20 protein-coding genes are annotated in these 20,303 nt (G+C 66.1%); 14 read left to right on the top strand and 6 right to left on the bottom strand.

What is annotated here, in order from left to right; genetic code table 11:
• The first annotated feature begins 82 nt into the window (after positions 1-82).
• From kdpA to VGK27_08245, 14 genes are all read left to right on the top strand, one after another.
• Entirely contained in the window at positions 83-1,801 is a 1,719-nt protein-coding gene (gene kdpA, locus VGK27_08310) for a potassium-transporting ATPase subunit KdpA (GenBank protein HEY3490106.1), read from the top strand.
• A gap of 15 nt (positions 1,802-1,816) precedes the next feature.
• The gene (gene kdpB / locus VGK27_08305; GenBank protein HEY3490105.1) at positions 1,817-3,838 is read left to right on the top strand and encodes a potassium-transporting ATPase subunit KdpB; all 2,022 of its coding nucleotides are present in this window, start codon (positions 1,817-1,819) and stop codon (positions 3,836-3,838) included.
• Positions 3,839-3,866: 28 nt separating this feature from the next.
• Positions 3,867-4,451, top strand: coding sequence for a K(+)-transporting ATPase subunit C (kdpC, locus tag VGK27_08300; GenBank protein HEY3490104.1), 585 nt, complete (start codon positions 3,867-3,869; stop codon positions 4,449-4,451).
• Positions 4,452-4,461: 10 nt separating this feature from the next.
• On the top strand, positions 4,462-6,135 hold the full coding sequence (locus VGK27_08295) for a PTS sugar transporter subunit IIA (protein HEY3490103.1): 1,674 nt from the start codon (positions 4,462-4,464) through the stop codon (positions 6,133-6,135).
• A gap of 61 nt (positions 6,136-6,196) precedes the next feature.
• Positions 6,197-7,717: a multiheme c-type cytochrome gene (locus VGK27_08290; protein HEY3490102.1), complete on the top strand. Its 1,521-nt coding sequence runs from the start codon at positions 6,197-6,199 to the stop codon at positions 7,715-7,717.
• Positions 7,714-8,547, top strand: coding sequence for an SCO family protein (locus VGK27_08285; protein ID HEY3490101.1), 834 nt, complete (start codon positions 7,714-7,716; stop codon positions 8,545-8,547). The genes VGK27_08290 and VGK27_08285 overlap by 4 nt, the downstream gene beginning before the upstream one ends.
• Positions 8,544-9,482, top strand: a complete 939-nt coding sequence (coxB, locus tag VGK27_08280) for a cytochrome c oxidase subunit II (GenBank protein HEY3490100.1) — start codon at positions 8,544-8,546, stop codon at positions 9,480-9,482. The genes VGK27_08285 and coxB overlap by 4 nt, the downstream gene beginning before the upstream one ends.
• A 67-nt stretch (positions 9,483-9,549) precedes the next feature.
• Positions 9,550-11,166, top strand: a complete 1,617-nt coding sequence (ctaD, locus tag VGK27_08275; GenBank protein ID HEY3490099.1) for a cytochrome c oxidase subunit I — start codon at positions 9,550-9,552, stop codon at positions 11,164-11,166.
• A complete protein-coding gene (locus VGK27_08270; protein HEY3490098.1) occupies positions 11,159-11,752 on the top strand; it encodes a cytochrome c oxidase subunit 3 in 594 nt (197 codons plus the stop codon). Before ctaD ends, VGK27_08270 begins: the two co-directional genes overlap by 8 nt.
• 11 nt (positions 11,753-11,763) lie before the next feature.
• Positions 11,764-12,030, top strand: a complete 267-nt coding sequence (locus VGK27_08265; protein ID HEY3490097.1) for a cytochrome C oxidase subunit IV family protein — start codon at positions 11,764-11,766, stop codon at positions 12,028-12,030.
• A 21-nt stretch (positions 12,031-12,051) separates the two neighbouring features.
• A complete protein-coding gene (locus tag VGK27_08260) occupies positions 12,052-12,909 on the top strand; it encodes a COX15/CtaA family protein (protein HEY3490096.1) in 858 nt (285 codons plus the stop codon).
• Positions 12,906-13,853 carry a heme o synthase gene (gene cyoE / locus VGK27_08255; protein ID HEY3490095.1) on the top strand — a complete coding sequence of 316 codons (948 nt, stop codon included), beginning with the start codon at positions 12,906-12,908 and terminating at the stop codon, positions 13,851-13,853. The genes VGK27_08260 and cyoE overlap by 4 nt, the downstream gene beginning before the upstream one ends.
• An 89-nt stretch (positions 13,854-13,942) precedes the next feature.
• The gene (locus VGK27_08250) at positions 13,943-14,155 is read left to right on the top strand and encodes a hypothetical protein (protein ID HEY3490094.1); all 213 of its coding nucleotides are present in this window, start codon (positions 13,943-13,945) and stop codon (positions 14,153-14,155) included.
• A 270-nt stretch (positions 14,156-14,425) separates the two neighbouring features.
• Positions 14,426-14,719 carry a DUF1540 domain-containing protein gene (locus VGK27_08245; GenBank protein HEY3490093.1) on the top strand — a complete coding sequence of 98 codons (294 nt, stop codon included), beginning with the start codon at positions 14,426-14,428 and terminating at the stop codon, positions 14,717-14,719.
• 67 nt (positions 14,720-14,786) lie between these two features.
• Here the strand turns inward: VGK27_08245 and VGK27_08240 are convergent, their stop codons facing one another.
• From VGK27_08240 to VGK27_08215, 6 genes are read right to left on the bottom strand one after another with little or no spacing between them, the layout of a single operon-like run.
• Positions 14,787-15,617, bottom strand: a complete 831-nt coding sequence (locus VGK27_08240; GenBank protein HEY3490092.1) for a hypothetical protein — start codon at positions 15,615-15,617, stop codon at positions 14,787-14,789.
• The gene (locus tag VGK27_08235) at positions 15,614-16,717 is read right to left on the bottom strand and encodes a cytochrome bc complex cytochrome b subunit (GenBank protein ID HEY3490091.1); all 1,104 of its coding nucleotides are present in this window, start codon (positions 16,715-16,717) and stop codon (positions 15,614-15,616) included. Before VGK27_08235 ends, VGK27_08240 begins: the two co-directional genes overlap by 4 nt.
• A 15-nt stretch (positions 16,718-16,732) precedes the next feature.
• Complete coding sequence (locus VGK27_08230; protein HEY3490090.1) at positions 16,733-17,152, bottom strand: ubiquinol-cytochrome c reductase iron-sulfur subunit; 420 nt, start codon at positions 17,150-17,152, stop codon at positions 16,733-16,735.
• Positions 17,153-17,172: 20 nt separating this feature from the next.
• The gene (locus tag VGK27_08225; GenBank protein ID HEY3490089.1) at positions 17,173-17,667 is read right to left on the bottom strand and encodes a cytochrome c; all 495 of its coding nucleotides are present in this window, start codon (positions 17,665-17,667) and stop codon (positions 17,173-17,175) included.
• Positions 17,664-19,592, bottom strand: coding sequence for an NrfD/PsrC family molybdoenzyme membrane anchor subunit (nrfD, locus tag VGK27_08220; GenBank protein ID HEY3490088.1), 1,929 nt, complete (start codon positions 19,590-19,592; stop codon positions 17,664-17,666). The genes VGK27_08225 and nrfD overlap by 4 nt, the downstream gene beginning before the upstream one ends.
• Positions 19,589-20,299, bottom strand: coding sequence for a 4Fe-4S dicluster domain-containing protein (locus tag VGK27_08215; protein ID HEY3490087.1), 711 nt, complete (start codon positions 20,297-20,299; stop codon positions 19,589-19,591). Before VGK27_08215 ends, nrfD begins: the two co-directional genes overlap by 4 nt.
• Between the last annotated feature and the right edge of the window lie 4 nt (positions 20,300-20,303).

The following is a 20,303-nucleotide window of genomic DNA, read 5'->3' as shown; positions in this document are numbered from 1 at the left end:
TTCGTCGGGATCGTCGCAGTCGGCCTGATCGCGTACCTGTTCGTTTCGGTCATCCGTCCGGAAAAATTCTAGGGGAGACGCGATGGATACGTACGGCTGGATCGAACTCGCACTTTTCCTTGCCCTGCTCCTGGCGCTCACTAGGCCGATGGGAAGCTGGCTGTGCAAGGTGCTCGATCCGCGGGCAAGGACCTTCCTCGATCCCGTGCTCCGTCCGGTCGAGAAGGGTTTCTACCGCGCGATGGGCGTCGATCCCGAAATCGAGCAGGGCTGGAAGCGGTACGCCTTCTCCCTCCTCCTGTTCAGCCTGGTCGGGGGGCTGTTTTCCTACCTCGTGCTTCGGGTCCAGCACCGTCTCCCGCTCAATCCGCAAGGGCTTGGACCGGTCGCCGACCACCTCTCGTTCAACACGGCGATCAGCTTCATCACCAACACTAACTGGCAGAGCTACGGCGGGGAGTCCACGATGTCGTACCTCTCCCAGATGCTTGCGCTCGCCCTCCACAACTTCACATCCGCCGCATCCGGAATCGCCGTCGCGGCCGCCCTGGTCCGCGGGATCTCGCGGAACAGCGCGAAGACGATCGGCAACTTCTGGGTCGATCTCGTGCGAATCCACCTCTACATGCTGCTTCCGCTGTCGCTCGTGTTCGCCGTATTCCTCATGTCCCAGGGGATGATCCAGAACTTCAAGCCCTATGCCACGGCGCACACGCTCGACAACGGCGCCGTCCAGACCATCGTCCAGGGGCCGATGGCGTCGCAGGTGGCGATCAAGATGCTGGGGACCAACGGCGGCGGGTACACCAACGCGAATGCGGCGCACCCTTACGAAAATCCGACGCCGCTCTCCAACTTTGTCCAGATCCTGTCGATCTTCCTCATCCCCGGCGGGCTCACTTACTACCTGGGCCGGATGGTGAAGCACCAGCGTCACGGCTGGGCGATCTGGGGCGCGATGGCCATCCTGTTCCTGGCGGGGCTGCTCGTGTGCTGGGGAGCCGAAAGCTACGGCAACCCGCGATTGCACGCACTCGGAGTCAGTTCCCTCGACGGCAACATGGAAGGAAAGGAGGTCCGCTTCGGGATCTTCGACAGCGCCTTGTTCGCCACCGTGACGACCGACGCTTCCTGCGGGGCGGTCAACGCGATGCACGATTCGTTCACCCCGATCGGCGGGCTCGTCCCGCTGCTCAACATGCATCTGGGCGAGGTGGTCTTCGGAGGAGTGGGCGCAGGGCTCTACGGGATGCTGGTCTTCGTCGTCCTGACCGTCTTCCTCGCGGGGCTCATGGTCGGGCGAACGCCGGAGTACCTGGGCAAGAAGATCGAGGCGTACGACGTAAAGGTCTGTGTCATCGCGATCCTGGTGCTGATCTTCGACATCCTCTGCTTCACGGCCTGGGCAGTGAGCAGCAAGTGGGGGATCGCGGGGCTTAACAACGTCGGGCCGCACGGCTTCAGCGAGATCCTGTACGCCTACTCCTCCACCACGGGCAACAACGGCAGCGCCTTCGCGGGTCTTTCGGCCAACACCCCCTGGTACGACACGACGCTGGCCATCTCGATGATGCTCGGCCGCTTCTTCTTCATCGTGCCCGTCCTGGCGCTGGCCGGCAGCCTGGGATGCAAGAAGCTGGTGCCCGAAAGCGGCGGCAGTTTCCCGGTCACGGGCGTCATGTTCGTCATCCTGCTGGTCGGCACCGTGCTGATCGTGGGGGCGCTCAGCTTCTTTCCCGCTCTCTCGCTGGGCCCCATCGTCGAGCATTTCCTGATGGTCCGTTCCACCACGTTGTTCTGACAGGAGCGCATTTCCATGGCCGCCAGGACTCATTCACTTTTCGATCGCGCGATCATCCGGGAAGCCGCCGCCGCCTCGTTCCGGAAGCTCCATCCCCGCACGATGCTGAACAATCCCGTCATGTTCGTCACCGAGGTCGGCGCCGCGGTCACGACGCTCGGCCTGTTCTTCCGCCCGCCCGGAGAGCCGGCCGTCTTCGGGTTCCAGGTCACGCTCTGGCTCTGGTTCACGGTGCTCTTTGCCAACTTCGCCGAGGCGATGGCGGAGGGGCGCGGCAAGGCGCAGGCTGACGCCCTCCGCAAGACGCGAACCCGCACGATCGCCGGCAAGCTGCTCCCCGACGGTTCGCTGTTGCCGGTCCCCGCCGAGGTGCTGAGGAAGGACGACCGGGTGGTGGTTGCGGCCGGGGAGGTCATCCCGGGTGACGGGGAAATCGTCGAGGGGATCGCCTCGGTGGACGAATCCGCCATCACGGGCGAATCCGCGCCCGTCATCCGGGAGGCGGGCGGCGACCGGAGCGCGGTCACCGGGGGGACGCGTGTCCTTTCCGACCGGATTGTCGTCCGCGTGACGGCGAATCCGGGAGAAAGCTTCCTCGACCGGATGATCACGCTGGTGGAAGGGGCCTCGCGTCAGAAGACGCCGAACGAGATCGCGCTGACCATCCTGCTTTCCGCGTTGACGATCATCTTCCTCGTCGTCGTCCTCACCCTCAAGTTCTACGGGCTCTATGCCCACGTGCCACTTTCCGTGACGGTACTGGCCGCGCTGCTGGTGTGCCTTATCCCCACCACGATCGGCGGCCTGCTTTCCGCCATCGGCATCGCGGGGATCGACCGGATGGTCCAGAAGAACGTCCTCGCCATGAGCGGGAGAGCCGTCGAGGCGGCGGGCGACGTGACCGTGCTTCTGCTCGACAAGACGGGCACCATCACGCTCGGCAATCGGCAGGCGGCCGAATTCATTCCGGCCGCGGGGGTGACGGCGGCCCAGCTCGCGGACGCCGCCCAGCTCGCCTCGCTGGCCGACGAGACGCCCGAGGGGCGCAGCATCGTCGTGCTGGCCAAGCAGTTCGGCCTGCGAGGGCGTTCGCTGGCCGACCTGCCGAACGCGCATTTCATTGCGTTCACGGCGCAGACCCGGATGAGCGGGGTGGACGTCGACGGCCGGAAGATCCGGAAGGGGGCGGCCGATTCCGTGAAACGGTTCGTCGGAGGCGCGTTCCCGCCAGAAGTCGACGACGCCGTGACGCGCGTTTCGTTCAACGGCGGAACGCCGCTGGCCGTGGCCGATGGCGGGCGGGTGCTGGGGGTCGTCTACCTGAAGGACATCGTCAAGGGGGGCCTGAAGGACCGGTTCGAGCGGTTCCGCGCCATGGGGATCCGGACCGTCATGATCACCGGCGACAACCCGCTGACCGCCGCCGCGATCGCGCGCGAGGCGGGCGTGGACGACTTCATGGCCGAGGCGACTCCTACGGACAAGCTGGCGCGCATCCGGGAGGAGCAGGCGGCGGGGTTCCTGGTCGCCATGACCGGCGACGGCACCAACGACGCGCCGGCGCTGGCGCAGGCAGACGTGGGCATGGCGATGAACACCGGGACGCAGGCCGCCAAGGAAGCGGGAAACATGGTCGACCTCGACTCCAACCCCACCAAGCTCATCGAGGTCGTCGAGATCGGGAAGCAGATGCTGATCACCCGCGGTGCGCTGACGACGTTTTCCATCGCCAACGACGTCGCGAAATACTTCGCGATCCTTCCGGCCATGCTGGTCGGCGTTTTTCCGGTGTTCGCGCCGATGAACATCATGGGGCTCCACTCCCCCCAGAGCGCCATCCTGAGCGCCGTCGTCTTCAATGCGCTCATCATCATCGCGTTGATCCCGCTGGCCCTGCGGGGCGTCAAGTTCCGTCCCCTGAGCGCCGTCGCGATGCTTCGGCGGAACCTGCTGATCTACGGGCTGGGCGGGGTGCTGCTGCCATTCCCGGGCATCAAGGTTATCGACGTGGCGCTGACGGCGCTGAACCTGGCCTAGGACGCCATGACAAGGGGGGGGGAATAACATGAAATCGCTCGTGGCGGAAATCCGCGCTTCGTTGTTGTCGACGCTCCTGATCGCGCTGCTGTGTTGCGGCGTCTACCCGCTGGCGGTCTCCGGCATCGGGCGTGGCCTGTTTCCCAACCAGGCCGCGGGATCGCTCCTCCGGAACGGTGGAAACGTGGTCGGGTCGTCGTTGATCGGGCAGTCGTTTTCAGGGCCGGGATATTTCCACCCGCGCCCGTCGGCTGCCGGGGCGGGTTACGATGCTTCGGAATCCGGCGGCACGAACCTCGGGCCGCTCTCGAAGAAACTGATTGCCGACGTCCGCCGAAGGGTCGCCGACTACCGGAGGGAAAACGGGTTGGACAACGCGATTCCCGTGCCCGCCGACGCGGTGACGTCCTCGGCGAGCGGCCTCGACCCGCACATCGGCGTCGACAATGCGCGGTTCCAGGCCGCCCGGGTCGCCGCGGCGCGCGGCTTGACCCGCGAGGCGGTGCAGGCGAAGATCGATGCGAATACGGAAGGGCGGCAGCTCGGCCTTTTCGGGCAGCCGCGCGTCAACGTGCTGCTGCTGAATCTTTCGCTCGACGTGAAACGGGAATAACGGAGGTCCCATGGCCGATGACCGCACCGGCACTTTTCTGAGGATGATCCGCCGCTCCGGGCGCGGGCGGCTGAAGATCTATCTCGGCTACGGGGCGGGCGTCGGCAAGACGTACCAGATGCTGCTGGAGGGACATCGTCTCCGGGACGAAGGCATCGATGTCGTCGTCGGATTCGTCGAGGCGCACGGGCGCCGGGAGACGTCGGCGCTGGTGGACGGGCTGGAGGTCGTTTCCCGCCGGAAGCAGGAGTACCGGGGAGTGGTCCTCGAGGAGATGGATCGCGACGCGGTGCTCGCGCGAAAGCCGCAGGTCGCCCTCATCGACGAGCTGGCGCACACGAACGTGCCCGGGAGCCTGAATCCCAAGCGCTACCAGGACGTCCAGGACATCCTCGATGCCGGCATCCACGTCATCACGACGCTGAACATCCAGCACCTCGAAAGCCTCTACGACACGGTCGAGCGGGAGATCCACGTCCGGATCCGCGAGCGGATCCCCGATACCGTCGTGGCGGAAGCCGACCAGATCGTCAACGTCGACCTCTCCACCGAGGATCTCCGGAAGCGGCTCGAGGAAGGGAAGATCTACCCGGCCGACCGCGTCCAGACGGCGCTCGGAAATTTCTTCACGGGGGCCAACCTCGAGAACCTTCGCGAGCTCACGCTGCGCGAGCTCGCCTCGCACATCGACCTGAAGCGTCGGGAGACGACCGAGTCCGAAGCCGGAGCCTCCCCGGACCAGGTGATGGTGGCGCTCTCCTCGCGCGGACCCAACAGCGAGATGCTGCTCCGGTATGCCTCCCGGCTGGCCGGCCGACTCAACCGGAACTGGTACGCGGTCTACGTACAGACGCCGTCGGAGGCGCCGACCGTCATCGACTCCCAAACGCAGCGGATGCTCTCCGGGACGCTGACGCTGGCGAAACAGCTGGGCGCGATGGTGTTCACCTACAAGGGGGAGGATATCGTCGACACGCTTCTCCGCTTCGCGAAGGAGTATCGCGCGGGGACGCTCGTGGTCGGCAGCCCGAGGATCCGGCCCTGGTGGAAACGGATCCGGGGGGAAAAAAGCGCGGTCGAGCGGCTGCTCCACGCGGCCTCGGGCTTGACCATCGTCGTCCTGGACACCCGGGCCCCCGTGGCGAAGTCGCCTCCGCCCGTTCCCCGGGCGTCCCCGGCAATCCCCGCCGGGGCGGTCCCGGTCCCCGAGGCCCGGGCCGAAGAGCCCCAGGTGGGCGACCTCCTGACCCCCCGGCGTGTCGTGATCTGGAACCAGCCGGTTCAAAAGGCGCTCGTCCTCCGGATGCTGGTCGACGTTGCGGCAGAAGGCGGCGCCGCGGGCGATCCGGCGGCGATTCTCGATACCGTCCTGGAACGGGAAGCGCTCGGAACGACGTTCATCAACGAGGGCGTCGCCTTTCCGCATGCGCGGCTGGAAAAGCTTACGCGCCCCGTGGTCGCAGTCGGGCTGACCCATGGCGGGATCTCCGACGTCTCGACCGATGCGCCGGTCGAGGTCGTATTCCTGATCTTGACGCCCCTGTCCGACCCTGCGATCCAGGTGAGGATCCTCGGGTTGATCAGCCGCGCCGTCCGCAACCGGGAGTTGATGCGGAAACTGATCGCAGCACGCTCCGGCGAGGAGGTGCTGGCCGCCATTACGGCGTGGGAGTCCATGGGTTGAGTCGCCCCTCCGCGTGGCGTACCATGGGTGCGTTGCCAAGATCCGCCGACGGAGGAGTCCCATGAGACGTGTCCGCCTGGTCGTACCCGTCCTTGCGCTGCTGGTCCTTCCGCCGAGCCGTCTCCCCCTGTTCGCCGCCGATCCGCCCGTCAGCGAGGCGACCGCCGAATGCATCGGGTGCCACGAGTCCGTGACTCCGGGGATCGTCGAGGACTGGCGCCGCAGCCGGCATTCCGTCGTCACGCCGGCCGATGGGCTCAAGGCCGAGCGGCTTTCCCGCCGGGTTTCCGCGACCGAAATTCCGGGGGATCTCGCGCGGGTCGTGGTCGGCTGCGCCGAGTGCCACACGGCCGATTCGGCGAAGCACGCCGACACCTTCGAGCACAACGGCCACCGGGTCCACGTCGTCGTTTCCCCCGAGGACTGCGCCCGCTGCCACCCGGTCGAGCGCGCCCAATATCGCGAGAACCTCATGTCCCACGCCTTCGGGAACCTGCACAACAACGCCCTCTACCAGGACCTCGTCGGTTCCGTCAACGGCGTGCAGACCTTCTCGGAAGGGAAGCTTTCCCCGCACGCCCCGACCGACAACGTCGGCGCCGAGTCTTGTTACTACTGCCACGGGACCGAGATCAAGGTCGTGGGGCGCCAAACCCGGGTGACGTCGATGGGCGAGATGGTGTTCCCGACGCTCTCCGGATGGCCGAACGTGGGCGTCGGGCGGGTCAACCCCGACGGCAGCCTGGGCTCCTGCGCCTCGTGCCATACCCGCCACCGCTTCTCGATCGAGATGGCGCGCAAGCCGTACACGTGCGCCGAGTGTCACAAGGGCCCCGACGTCCCTGCCTACCCCGTCTACGAGGCGAGCAAGCACGGCAACATCTACCTTTCGCTGGGCAAGGAGTGGAACTTCAAGGATGTCCCGTGGCAAGTGGGCAAAGACTTTTCCGCCCCCACCTGCGCCGCCTGTCACGTGAGCCTCGTCGTCTCCGGCGAGGGGAGCGTCGTCGCCGAGCGGAGCCACCGGATGAACGACCGGCTCGGCTGGCGCATCTTCGGCCTTCCCTACGCTCACCCGCACCCCGTCTCGCCCGACACGAGCACGATCCGCAACAAGGGCGGGCTCCCGCTCCCGACCGAGCTGACCGGAGAGCCGGTGTCGGCCTCACTGATCGACGCCGGGGAGCAGGCGAAGCGTAGCGCCGTCATGCAGAAGATCTGCCGTGCGTGCCACGCGGCCGACTGGGTGAACGGGCAGTATGCCCGGTTCGAGGAGACGGTTCGGGGCACCAACGAGATGACGCTGGCCGCCACGCAGGTGCTGCTGTCGGCCTGGGACAAGGGCGTCGCAAAGGGGCCCGGCCGGAAGGGGAGCCCGTTCGACGAGCCGATCGAGAAGCGCTGGGTCGAGCAGTGGCTTTTCTACGCGAACTCAACCCGCTTCGCCTCGGCCATGGCCGGGGCCGATTACGGAGTATTCGGAAACGGGCGCTGGTACCTGTCGAAGAACCTTCGCGAGATGCTCGAACTGCTCGACCTGTCCGCGCGCAGCGGCGAGCGTCCGGCCCCGCCCCTGAAGTGACCGGGCGCCGCGCCAGGTCGCTGTTTCTGGCGGCGCTGCTTCTGGCTGCGCTGGTCGGGGCCCAGTTGCCGGCGCTGGCCCATACCGAGGCCGACACCGGCCTGCCCGAAGTAGGCGTCGACGAGCGCCCGGGCGGGAAGGTGCCGCTCGACCTGCCCTTCGCGGATGCCGACGGGAAGCCGGTCCGCCTGGCCGACTTCTTCCCCGGCGCCACCCCGGTGCTGCTCACGCTGAACTACTACGCCTGCCCGATGCTGTGCCCGCTCACGTTCCGCAACCTCACCGGAACGGTCAAGCGGCTTGGCGGTCTGTCGCTCGGGCGCGATTACCGCATCGTGACCGTCAGCATCGACCCGGAAGAGACCATCGAAATGGCCCGTGCCAAGTCCCGCGAGACGTACGGGATGCTCCCGGGAATCGACGGGCTGCCGCTGCGCTGGCCGTTCCTTTCCGGAAAAGCGCCTGCGATCGATCGCCTGGCACACGCGGTCGGCGTGCGATATACCCGGCTCGGGAAGAACAATTTCGCTCATCCGACGGTGGCCGTCGTCCTGACGCCCGACGGCAAGGTATCGCGCTACCTCTACGACCTCGAGATCCGGCCGCAGGACCTCAAGCTGGCGCTGATCGAAGCGGCGGACGGAAAGATCGGCAGTCCGGTGCTCAACCGCGTCCTGCTCTACTGCTACCATTACGATCCCGTCGGTCGAAAGTACGCCCTGATCGCCGTCAACGTCATGAAGATCGGGGGCGCGCTGGTGCTGCTGCTTTTCGCCGCCCTGCTCTCGGCGCTGTGGCGGGCCGACCGGAAGAAGGGGCGTACGCCGTGACGCCGTATCCCAGCGACGCGGTCGGCGTGTCCCGGGTTGCGGGGCGGATCGATTCCGTCTTCCTGTTCATCGTCGTCATCGCGCTTATTTTCTTCTTCCTGACGCAAGGGACGCTGATCTGGTTCGCCTGGCGGTACCGGCGCCGGAAGGGGAACGAAGGGGAGTCGACGCCGTACATCACCGGCAACCGTCTGCTCGAGACGCTCTGGGTGGTGATTCCGTCCGCCCTGGTGCTGGCGATCTTCGCCTACGGGTGGATCGTCTTCCGCGACATCCGGACCGCACCGGCGGGGGCCGCCGACATCAACGTCGTCGCGCGCCAGTGGCTATACGAGTTCCGGTATTCCGACGGTCGCTCGTCGATCAACGAGGTGCGGGTGCCGCTGGGCAAGCCGGTCCGGTTCGTCCTGACCTCCTCGGACGTCCTGCACGGTTTCTACCTTCCCGCTTTTCGCATCAAGCAGGACATCGTGCCGGGCCGCTACACCGACCTGTGGGTCCAGCCCGAGAAGGCCGGCAGCTTCGACATCTACTGCACGCAATATTGCGGCACCGGCCACTCCACGATGCGTGCAAAGATGATCGTGATGGACGCGGCGGATTACCGGCGGTGGGTGGCCGGGGAGCGCAAGCCGGATCTCGCGCCGCCCTGGATGAAGGGCAAGGGGCTCGTCGAGCGGTACGGCTGCCTCGGCTGCCACGGCGTCGACGGCGTCGACCGGATCGGCCCTACCTTCAAGGGACTCTACGGCCGAAAGGTCGAGATGTCCGACGGCTCGGCCCTGATCGCCGACGAGAGCTACTTCCGCGAATCGATCCTCGACCCGACCGCGAAGGTCGTCAAGGGATTCGACCCCGTGATGCCGACCTACAAGGGAACGCTGAAGGAAGACGAGATCGCCGAGATCATCGCCTGGCTGAAGACGGTCAAGTAGGCCGGAAGAGGTTGCCCGAATCGTTCGAGCCCGTGATGAAGTCCAATGGAGGGTGAGGAGGAGACCCATGGCGGACGGCATCTCCGGAGCGTCGGGAACCGGGCGCGGCTACCTGGCCGAGACCGGGTTGCGCTCTTGGGCGTTCTCCCTCGATCACAAGCGGATCGGGGTGATGTACCTCTACACCACGATGTTCTTCTTCCTGGTCGGGGGGCTGTTCGCCGAACTGCTTCGGCTGAAGCTGATGACCCCCGGGCCCGGCTTCGTCTCCGACAAGACCTACAATGTATTCTTCACGCTGCACGGGGCGCTGATGATTTTCCTGTTCATCATTCCCGCAATCCCTTCGGCGCTCGGCAACTTCTTCATCCCCATGATGGTCGGCGCGCACGACGTGGCGTTCCCCCGCCTCAACCTGGCAGGCTACTGGATCTTCCTCGCGGGCATCGTCGTGGTGATCGCCTCGCTCGTGCGGCCGATGGATACCGGCTGGACCTTCTATACGCCCTATTCCGCGAAGTCCGGGGCGGCGGTGACGCTGCTCTCCTTCGGCCTGTTCCTCGTCGGGATGTCGTCGATCCTCACCGGCCTCAACTTCATCATCACGATCCACACGCAGCGGGCGCCGGGGATGACCTGGTCGCGGATGCCCCTCTTCATCTGGGGGATGTACGCCACCAGCGTCATCCAGGTGCTGGCGACGCCGGTCATCGGCATGACCTTCATCCTGCTGGCGGCCGAGCGGCTGTTCGGCGTCGGCTTCTTCGACCCGGCCAAGGGAGGCGACCCGCTCCTTTTTCAGCACTTTTTCTGGTTCTACTCGCACCCGGTCGTCTACGTTATGATCCTGCCCGCGATGGGGATCATCTCCGAGATCATCCCGGTGTTCTCCCGCAAGCCGATCTTCGGGTACAAGGCGATCGCCTATTCGTCGATGGCCATCGCCCTGGCGGGCTTCCTCGTCTGGGGACACCATATGTTCGTCAGCGGCATGTCCAGCGTCGCGGCGGTCATCTTCTCGCTCCTGACCTTCTCCGTGGCGGTGCCGACCGGCGTCAAGGTGTTCAACTGGATTGCGACGCTCTACCGAGGCTCGATCTCGTTCGAGTCGCCCATGCTTTACGCCCTGATGTTCATCTTCCTGTTCATCATCGGAGGGCTGACGGGCCCGTTCCTCGGGTCGCTCGGCACCAACGTGCAGCTGCACGACACCTACTTCGTGGTCGCGCACTTCCACTACACGATGATGGGGGGCACGGTGATGGGCTGGCTCGCCGGCCTCCACTACTGGTTCCCGAAGATGACCGGACGAATGCTGAGCGAGAAGCTTGCGAGGCGGGCCGCCGTCCTCATCCTCATCGGGTTCAACGTCACCTTCTTCACCATGTTCATCCTGGGGTACAAGGGGATGCCGAGGCGGTGGGCCGAATACCCGGTGCAGTACCAGACGATGCACATCATTGCGACGGTCGGCTCCTGGGTACTCGCGGCCGGAATCATCGTCATGGTCTGGAACTTCACGCGCAGCTTGTACCGGGGCGAAGCCGCTCCCGGCAACCCGTGGGGCGCGTTGACGCTGGAATGGCAGACCGCGTCCCCGCCACCCGTCGAAAATTTCGAAGTGATCCCGACCGTGACCGAATGGCCGTACAGCTTCGGCCGGAAGGGGGCGGGGGATGCATGAACTTGGGGGGGCTGAAGCGGCGCACACGGCGGGCGGCCCCGAGACCGCCCGGCTGGGCATCTGGCTTTTCCTCGCCACCGAGGTGCTGCTCTTCGGCGGGTTGTTCACCGCCTACACCGTCTTCCGGATGCAGGATCCCGCGCTGTTCCATGCCGGTTCGTTGAAGCTGAACCGGATGCTCGGCGCGGCCAATACCGTCGTCCTCATCTGCAGCAGCCTCACCGTGGCGCTCGGCCTGGCGGCGATCCGAGAAGGGAAGATCCGGATGCTCAAGGTCTTCCTGGGGCTGACGCTGCTGTTGGGGGCGGGGTTCCTGGGCATCAAGGCGATCGAGTACTCGGAGCACTTCGCCCGCCGCGAGTTCCCCGGAACCGACCTGTTTTTCTCCCTCTACTTCGTGATGACCGCCCTGCACGCTTTTCACATTGCGGCAGGCCTCGCGGTATTCTCGGGGCTGCTCTGGCTGGCGGCCAAGGGAAAATTCGACGCGGGGTATCACACCCCGGTCGAGGTCGCGGGGCTCTACTGGCATTTCGTCGACGTGGTCTGGATCTACCTGTTCCCGCTCCTGTACCTGATCGGGTGAGGCGATAGCGGATGAAGGAATACCGGACATACCTGATCGTCTGGGCCTCCCTGGTCGTCCTGACCGGCCTGACGATGGGCGTCTCCTACCTGCGGCTCGGGGTGGGCAACGCGATCGTGGCGCTCGCGATCGCATCCGCCAAGGCGGCGCTCGTCGGGCTTTACTTTATGCATCTCCGGCGGGAAAGCGCGCTGGTCCGTGCGTTCGCGCTGGCGCCGCTCCTGTTTCTCGCGCTCATCATCTTCGGCACGCTGTCGGACACGCTGTTCAGAAAGTAGACGGACCCGGGAGGTTCCTGCATGATCGGACGCGTTGCGGTCGGATTGTTTTTTCTGCTCCTGATCTGGGGCAATCTCGTGGCGGGGATGGAGGCGGGGCTCGGCTGTCCCGACTGGCCGCTCTGCCACGGCCGGGTGATTCCCCCGGGGCACCTCGATACCTGGATGGAGTTCGGGCACCGCCTGATCGCCATCGCCGCGACGCTCTCGCTGGTGCTGCTCGCGAGGATCCGTTTCCGGAGCTATGCCGGGAGGGCGCGTGCCGTGCCCGTGGGCGCGCTCGCGCTTATCGCCGTCGAAATCGTGCTCGGCGGCGTCGTGGTGTTGCTCGAGCTGCCGGCCGATTTCACCACGATCCATTTCGCGATCGGGCTGTCGGTCTTCCTGCTCGTCTGCTACATGGCCGCCTTCGACGGGGTCGCACGGGTGCCGCGCCTGTCGGTCCGCGGCCTTGCGGGCCTGTTCTTCGGCATCGGCGCGCTCCTGTTTATCCAGCTCGTGCTCGGGGCGTTCGTGCGCCACTCCGACTCGGGGCTCGCATGCACCGATTTTCCCACCTGCGCCGGAAGCTGGCTGCCGGCCATTTCCAGCGGGAAGCCGTTCATCCAGTTCGTCCACCGGCTGGCCGGCTACCTGGTGTTCCTGACGACGGCCGTCCTGTGCATCATGACGCGCGTCGACGACCGGCTCGACCCGTACCGGGAGGACGCCCTCGCGCTGCTGGCGGTTTGCCTGCTCCAGATCGCCATCGGCGTGGCGGTGGTGCTCTCGCACCTGGTTCCCGCGATTGCCGCTGTCCATCTCGCCGTGGCTCTGGGAATGATCGTCCTCGTCGGGAAGATGTGGGCCAGGGCCGCCGCGGCGGAGGGCGCTCCATGACGGCAGGCGACACGACGGCCGGACGCCCCTGCGGCGAATCGCCCGAAACGCTCGGGGACTGCGCGAAGGCGGGAGCCCGGATTGCTGAAGCGGGCGGCCTGAAATCGGCGCTGCTGCTCGCCAAGCCCGGGATCGTCGCCGCCTCGGCGCTGGCCGGCTACGCGGGGATGGCGCTGGCCGCCCGAGGGGCGCCTCCGGCTGGAACGGCGGTCGCGGGCCTGGGTGCGCTGGTGATGGCCGCGGTCGGCGCCGCCGCGATCAACGGCGTGCTCGACGCCGCACCCGACCGCCGGATGGGGCGGCTCGCGCGACGGTCGGCCGCCTTGGCGCATTTCGGAGAGCGGGGGGTGTTTGCCACGGCGTGCCTTATCGTCGCGGCCGCGCTCGCGTTGGCTCTGTTCCGCCTCGACGCGCTGACGGCGTCGCTGATCGCGGCCGGGGTGCTTTCCTACACGGTGGTCTACACGCTCTGGCTCAAGCGCCGTTCGCCGTTCGGCGCAATTCCCGGAGGCATCCCCGGCGCCCTGCCGGTGCTGATCGGATACGCCGCGGTCGCCGGGACGCTTCGGGCCGACGCGCTGGTGCTCTTCGCCGTGATGCTGCTGTGGCAGCCGCCCCATTTCTGGACGCTCGCCCTCAAGTGCCGGGACGACTACCGCGCTGCCGGTATCCCGGTGCTGCCCGTGGTTTTCGGGGGGCGCTACACCCGGGCGCTGATCTTCCTGTACGCGACGGCGCTGATCCCCGCCTCGCTCGGGTTGTGGCTGCTCGGGGCCGCCTCCGGGGCGTTTGCCGTCTTCGCCGTGATCGACGGCCTGATGTTCCTGGCCGCCTGCTACGTCTATTCCGTCCGCTCGTCGCGCCACGCCGCCGCGTTCCTGGCCTCCATCTTCTATCTGGCTTTCCTGCTGATCGCCCTCATTGCCGACCTCTGCATCGCCTGAGAAAGGCCGGAATCGTTTTCCGGATGGAATGGCATCTAACCGGGTGTCGGAGCCAGGCTGAGGTCGAAGGAAAAGGGGAGGGCGAAACAATGTTGAAGGTGAAGACGTTCACGTCGCAGATCCGGATTTTCCACACCATCGAGGAGTTGTCCGAGCTCGACCGCCAGGTGAACGAGTTCCTGGCGTCCGCCGGGGCACGGAAGCTGTCGGGGGTCAGCGACGCCCTCGTGACCGGCGACAACGGACAGTCGATCGGAATCGTCCGGACGATCGCCTACGAAGAACCGTCCGGGCGGGAATAATAGGCAATAAATTGTCCGTCGAGGAGAATGCATTTCGCACGAGCGAATGCGCCGCTCCGAAAGTAGAGGGCCGTTCGGCTTTCGGCTGGACTTGGACTCCGGGAATACTTCTTGAATCGTTTCCAACGATATTGCCTTGATCGTGCCACTCAGGATCGATCCCCGAGACGCCTTGCTGAATCCCGTGGCTCACGGGATATCGCCGGGCGCGAACGTCGTGCCGATAACCGAGCCGGCAACCGGGCCGGCAACAACGGAAAGGAGCTTTCCATGACCATGAAGATGCCTGGTATTGCGGGTTGTGCCGTCTCCGAATGCTCGTTCAACCAGAGGAATCAATGCCACGCACTCGCCATTACGGTCGGCGGTCCCGAGAAGTGCGCTGCGTGCGACACCTATTTCCAGGCGGCGAAAAAGGGCGGGGTGCCCGACATGACCGGGGGGGTGGGGGCATGCAAGGTCGAAGCATGCCTGCACAACAAGGGATTCGAATGCGCAGCGTCATCGATCAACGTAGGAATGCACATGGGCCACGCCGACTGCACGACGTTCACTGCCAGGTAAGCCGGCGAGGCATGATTGCGGGCGATTCCGGGGGCGGAAGTCGGGGGGCTTCCCCCGGACGCCCGCATCAATCGTAGCTCTTCCGGATCAGGTAGAGCAGCGCCGCCGCGAGGAGCGCGCCGGCGATCGCGACCGCGCCGGCGGTTTTCCGCCTGTGCTGCGTCTCGTCCATGGCCTTCAGCGCTCCGTCGAGTTTTCCCAACTCGGCGTCGATGCGGACCGATTCCTCCCACACCTTGTCGACATCCTGGTCGTGGAACAGCGTGTGGAAGCGATTACGGATGGCGAAGAGCCCTTTCTCGATCCGGTCGACATCGGCGCCCTGATCCTTGTAGGTCTGAATCCGTTTGTCCAGTGCGACGATCCGGCTCTCGGTCTTGACCATCGCGTCGCGGATGATCCGGGCGCGGTCGAATCCGTGGCAGCGGCTGCAGTCCTTTTCGTTGATCAGATCGAGCGAGGCCCGCAGCACCTTGTGGTTGCCATGGCAGGTGACGCAGGTTGGCCCGCCGCTGCCCAGCGCCTGGCCGTGCGCGCTGGCGAGGTAGTCCTTCAGCACGCCGACGTGGCACTTGCCGCAGAACGCCGGGATGTCGGTCTCTTTCGGGGCGCCCAGGAAGCCGCGCGCCGGGCTCATCGCGCTTTCGGCATCGGCGCCCTTCGGGTCGCCGCCGTGGCACCCGTTGCACGCGATGCCGTTCTCGGCGTGCACGCTCTGCCGCCACAAGCCAACCGGCTCGCCGATTTTCCCTGCCTGCCGGGAATGGCATTGGATGCAGACGATCTCGGGCGGTTCCTGAGCCGCCGTGACGCGCGGTAGGCACGCCGCCAACGCAGCGAAAAGAAGCGCACCGATCGGGATGCGCAGCCGCAGCCTTCCCACCGGGCTGGTCCTCATGAGAAGTGCCCCCAGATCATCAGCCCGAGCCACAGGAGGATCCCGCCGATGGAGCAGGCCAAAAAAAGCGGCCGTTTCAGCGGGTGCCGCTCCTTGCCGCGGTCGAGGAAGGGGAGGAGCGCGAGCAGCGTCATCGCAATCCCTTGAGCCGCGATGCCGACGAACTCGTTCGAGAAGATCTTGAGCATCTGGTAGTTGGGCAGGAAGTACCACTCGGGCTTGATGTGCGCCGGCGTCAGGTAGGGATTGGCCGGGACGAACGCTTCCTTCGGGAAGAAGAGGTAGGGATCGAAGAAGACGACGGACAGGAAGACCGCCAGGTAGATCGCGATCGAGGTGAGATCCTGCAGAAGGTAATTCGGGATGAACGGAATGCCGCCCGGATGCGCGTCGTAGCGGAAAGCGTCGCCCCGCCAGGGGGTCTTCTTGCCCTGGTGCCCGAACGGGGGCGTCGAGATGCCGATCCGCTCGAGGAAGAAGAAGTGGATGCCGACAAGCACGACGACCAGGGCGGGCAGCAGCGCCACGTGGAGGGCGAAGAAGCGTCCCAGCGTCGGGGGGCCGACCAGCTTGCCGCCGCGCAGGAATTCGACCAGCGTCGGCCCGACGTACGGGATGGCGCCGGCGCTGTTGGTGGCGACCGTCGTGGCCCAGAAGGAGAGCTGGCTCCAGGGCAACAGGTAGCCGGTGAGGCAGAGCGCCAGGATCAGGTTCAGCAGGAGGAAGCCGGAGAGCCAGTTGATCTCGCGCGGCGCCTTGTAGCTGCCCATGAACAACACCGAGAACATGTGGAGGAGGGCGATCGCCACCATCATGTTCGATCCGACGGCGTGGATCATCCGGATCAGCCAGCCGTAGGGCACGTCGTTCATGATGACGGCCACGCTGGCGAACGCCTTTTCGGAATCGGGCACATAGTGGATCAGCAGGAGGATACCCGTCACGACCTGCAGGAGGAAGATGAACAGCAGGATGCTGCCCATCGAGTACCAGAAGTTGATGTTGCGCGGGAGGAGATAGCCGGATCCCCATTCCTTCGCGAGTTCGCGGACGCCGATGCGGACGTCGAGCCAGTCGATCACCCGGTCGAGCATGGACATGGCCCTCCTCTCGCCTTACCCGACCGTGATGTTGCCGCCGGCAACCGTGAAGGGAAGCCGCACGAGCGGCTTCGGCGGCGGTCCCCCGAGCACTTCCCCGGCCGAGGAGAAGCGGCCGGCGTGGCACGGGCAGAGGAACTCTTGCCGGTCCTTCTGCCACTGGACGATGCATCCGAGGTGGGTACAGACCGCGGAGTAGGCTGCGACCTCCCCGTCCCGTTTCCGGATCAGCACCGCGGAGGCGCCGGCGAACTCGAAGAACTTCGCCTCCCCTTCGGGCAGCTCCTTCTCCGGGATCGTCACCTTGGCGGCGGATCCAGCCCCGGCCCGGGGCGACAGGAAGCGCAGGACCGGCCAGGCGGCCGCCGCGGCGCCTGCCGTTGCCAGGGCGCCGAGGCAGATCCCGAGAAATCTTCGCCGTCCTTCGTTATCCATCGCCTCTTCCTGTCGGGGTGCTACTTCCCGAGTCTACGGACATAAGTGACGACCAGCCAGCGATCTTTCGGGGGGATGTCGACGCCGAACGCCGGCATCGCGTCGGTGCCGCGGGTGATGACCGCGTAGATCGTGCCGTCGGGCATCCCGCCCGCGACGCCGCCCGGCCCGATGTTTTCGGGCGCCGGCCGGTATTTCTTTCCGACGAGGCCATCGCCCCGGCCCGATTCGCCGTGGCACGGGACGCAGAAGATCCCGTAAAGCTCCTTCCCCTTCGCGACCTCGGCCTCGCTACCCGCGACTGGGCTTTTCATCGCGGAGGCCTCCGCCATATCCGGCTCGCGGACCAGCCCCTTGGTCGGGACGGAGCCCTCCGGCGGGGTGCGGACCGGGGGCGACTGGGGGCCGAAGGCCGGGCTTTCCCACATGTTGCGGTCGATCTTCTCGCAGGCCGGAAGCAAGAGCGCGAGCGCCAGTGCCAGCGCGAGGATGAGGGGCGGGCGGTCTGCGCTCACAACATTCCCCCCTCGCTTCGGATCCCGGTCGCGCCGGCGCTGCGCAGTGCTTCGGTCGCCATCGTCTCCTGGGGACCCGGCTCGACCAAACCGCAGACGGCAATCATGCCGTCGTGGATCGCCGGGTCGGAGATCCGCTTCGACCGACGGAACGGCCGGAGTCGCATCGAGAAGAAGCCGGCGACCAGGGTGGTCACAAGCGCGCCGAGCATCGCGACCTCGTAGGTGACGATGATGGTCGGCGGGACGGAGATGATCGCCTTGCCGCCGGTGATCAGCGGGTAGTCGAGATACGTGAGCACGGACAGCGCGAGCCCCCCGATAGCCCCGGCCAGCCACCCGGCGAGGACGACCCACGGGAAGCGGATCGAACCACGGTTATCGACGACGGCCCCGGGCGGAAGCGGGACACAGGAAAGCGTCGTGATGCGCTCTCGAGCCAGCGGCATGGCCTGGAGCCCTGCGCTGCCCCGCGCCGCTGCCGCGACGTCGGGGAACAGGCCCAGGACGACGATCCCCTGGTCGCTCGTGCGCGCCGCAAGCGTTTCCGCCTCGTCTTCGGCGTGGACGATCGACGAAACCTCGGCGCTTCCGATCGACCGCGCGCTGGTGCGGAACAGCTGCTCCTTGATGTCGCTGATCGCGACAATCGGAAACAGCTTCGAGAAGAGGACGTAGAGCAGGCAGAAGAGGGAGAGCGACCCGGCGATGTAGGAGAACTCGACCCAGGTCGGGAAGTAGTTGTGCCAGATGAACGGGTCGTTCCGCCGGGCGAGCGACGGGACGATGATCAGCGCCCGCTCGGCCCACATCCCCACGTTGACGATGAGGGCGATCGAGACGAGGGCGGGAACGCTGCGGCGCACCTTTCCGATGCAGAGCAGGGGGAAGGGGATGAGGAAGTTGCAGGCGAGCATAGTCATAAACAGCGGAAGGAAATGCTTCCCGTAGGAGGAGAGGACCGACCATTCCTCGGGACCGCGGCCGTACCAGATCGTGAGGAACTCGGAGAAGTAGAAGTAGCCCCACAGCATCGTCATCATCAGCAGGAGGCGTCCCAGGTTGTCGAAGTGCTGCACGGTCAGTACCCGATCAAGCCGGAAGACGCGCCGGAGGACGGCCATGACCGTAATGACGCCGGCAATGCCGGAGTAGATGGCGCCCACGACGAAATAAGGGGCGAAGATGGTGCTGTGCCAGCCGGGCACCTTGGCCATCGCGAAGTCCCAGCTGACGATCGAGTGGACCGAAATGGCGACCGGGATGATGAGCAGCGCGAACAGCGTCGAGACGACGTGGTAGCGCCGCCATTCCTCGTGCTCGCCCCGGAAGCCTGCGGCAAGCACGGTGAAGAGCTTCTTCCGCCAGCCGGTGGTGCGGTCGCGGGCGAGCGCCAGGTCGGGGATCATCCCGACGTAGAGGAACGCGATGCTCCCGATCAGGTAGGTGTTGATCGCCACGGCGTCCCAGAGAAGCGGCGACCGGAAATTGGGCCAGAGCCCCCGCTCGCTGGGGTAGGGGATCAGATAGTAGAAACGCCAGTTGCGGCCCAGGTGGAGGAGGGGAAAGAGACCGCCGACCATGAGGGCGAAGACGGTCATCGCCTCGGCGCCGCGCAGGACGGGCGCCCGCCAGCTGGCGCCGACGACCCGAAGGATGGCCGAGATGAGCGTGCCCGAGTGCGACACCCCGATCCAGAAGACGAACAGGATGATCATCACGCCCCAGAAGACCGGGCGGCAAAGGCCCGTGACGCCGACGCCGGTCAGCATCATGTAGACGGCGACGCCGAGCGCGAACAGGAAGACGCCCCCGAAGCCCAGGACGGCGGCAAACCACTTCCAGGTCGTGACCTCGCTGTTGCGCGAGAGCTCCTCGTACAGGCGCGACCGGTCGGACTTCTCGAGTGCGTCGCGCGTGTTCACGCGCCTCCTCCCTTGACCCGTTTGAGGTAGGTCACGCTCGGCTCGGTTCCCAGGTGCTCCATCAGCCGGAAACGCCGCAGGTCCTTGATCTGGCGGGACACCGCGCTGTCGGGGTCGTTGAGATCGCCGAAGACAAGCGCCCCCGGCGGGCAGGTCTGGACGCAGGCGGGGACGGCTTCTCCGTCGCGGAGCGGGCGACCTTCGCCAGAGGCCTGCTCCCTGGCGCGCCGGATCCGCTGGATGCAGAAGGTGCATTTTTCCATCACGCCGCGCGTCCGGACGGAGAGGTCGGGGTTGAGCTGCTCGTCGAACGGGCCCTCCCACTTGTGGTCGAACCAGTTGAAGACGCGGACGGAGTAGGGGCAGTTGTTGGCGCAGTATCGGGTACCGACGCAGCGGTTGTAGACCATCGCGTTGAGGTTCTCTTCGTTGTGGTAGGTCGCGTAGACCGGGCAGACCGGCTCGCACGGCGCCTTCTGGCAATGCATGCAGGTGACGGGAATGTGGACCGATTCGGGCTCGGGCCAGCCGCTCTGCCAGTAGCGATTGACGCGGATCCAGTGCATCAGGCGTCCCTTGCCGGCCTGATCCTCGGAGGTAATCGGGACATTGTTCTCGGCGCTGCAGGCGACCATGCAGGCATTGCAGCCGGTGCACCGGTCGAGGTCGATCACCATGCCCCACTTGTGTCCGCCGCCGTGACTCATTCCC

The organism is Candidatus Deferrimicrobiaceae bacterium (genome assembly GCA_036504035.1).
Taxonomy (GTDB): domain Bacteria; phylum Desulfobacterota; class Deferrimicrobia; order Deferrimicrobiales; family Deferrimicrobiaceae; genus JANXPS01.
The sequence above is the reverse complement of the archived record's forward strand: the minus strand, read 5'-3'. Positions and strand labels throughout refer to the sequence as shown.

Excerpts from the sequence above, each read along its gene's own strand:
- kdpA (HEY3490106.1), top strand. The coding sequence starts at position 83 with ATGGATACGTACGGCTGGATCGAACTCGCACTTTTCCTTGCCCTGCTC.
- kdpB (HEY3490105.1), top strand. The coding sequence starts at position 1,817 with ATGGCCGCCAGGACTCATTCACTTTTCGATCGCGCGATCATCCGGGAA.
- kdpC (HEY3490104.1), top strand. The coding sequence starts at position 3,867 with ATGAAATCGCTCGTGGCGGAAATCCGCGCTTCGTTGTTGTCGACGCTC.
- VGK27_08295 (HEY3490103.1), top strand. The coding sequence starts at position 4,462 with ATGGCCGATGACCGCACCGGCACTTTTCTGAGGATGATCCGCCGCTCC.
- VGK27_08290 (HEY3490102.1), top strand. The coding sequence starts at position 6,197 with ATGAGACGTGTCCGCCTGGTCGTACCCGTCCTTGCGCTGCTGGTCCTT.
- ctaD (HEY3490099.1), top strand. The coding sequence starts at position 9,550 with ATGGCGGACGGCATCTCCGGAGCGTCGGGAACCGGGCGCGGCTACCTG.
- VGK27_08270 (HEY3490098.1), top strand. The coding sequence starts at position 11,159 with ATGCATGAACTTGGGGGGGCTGAAGCGGCGCACACGGCGGGCGGCCCC.
- VGK27_08265 (HEY3490097.1), top strand. The coding sequence starts at position 11,764 with ATGAAGGAATACCGGACATACCTGATCGTCTGGGCCTCCCTGGTCGTC.
- VGK27_08260 (HEY3490096.1), top strand. The coding sequence starts at position 12,052 with ATGATCGGACGCGTTGCGGTCGGATTGTTTTTTCTGCTCCTGATCTGG.
- cyoE (HEY3490095.1), top strand. The coding sequence starts at position 12,906 with ATGACGGCAGGCGACACGACGGCCGGACGCCCCTGCGGCGAATCGCCC.
- VGK27_08250 (HEY3490094.1), top strand. The coding sequence starts at position 13,943 with ATGTTGAAGGTGAAGACGTTCACGTCGCAGATCCGGATTTTCCACACC.
- VGK27_08245 (HEY3490093.1), top strand. The coding sequence starts at position 14,426 with ATGACCATGAAGATGCCTGGTATTGCGGGTTGTGCCGTCTCCGAATGC.
- VGK27_08240 (HEY3490092.1), bottom strand. The coding sequence starts at position 15,617 with ATGAGGACCAGCCCGGTGGGAAGGCTGCGGCTGCGCATCCCGATCGGT.
- VGK27_08235 (HEY3490091.1), bottom strand. The coding sequence starts at position 16,717 with ATGTCCATGCTCGACCGGGTGATCGACTGGCTCGACGTCCGCATCGGC.
- VGK27_08230 (HEY3490090.1), bottom strand. The coding sequence starts at position 17,152 with ATGGATAACGAAGGACGGCGAAGATTTCTCGGGATCTGCCTCGGCGCC.
- VGK27_08215 (HEY3490087.1), bottom strand. The coding sequence starts at position 20,299 with ATGAGTCACGGCGGCGGACACAAGTGGGGCATGGTGATCGACCTCGAC.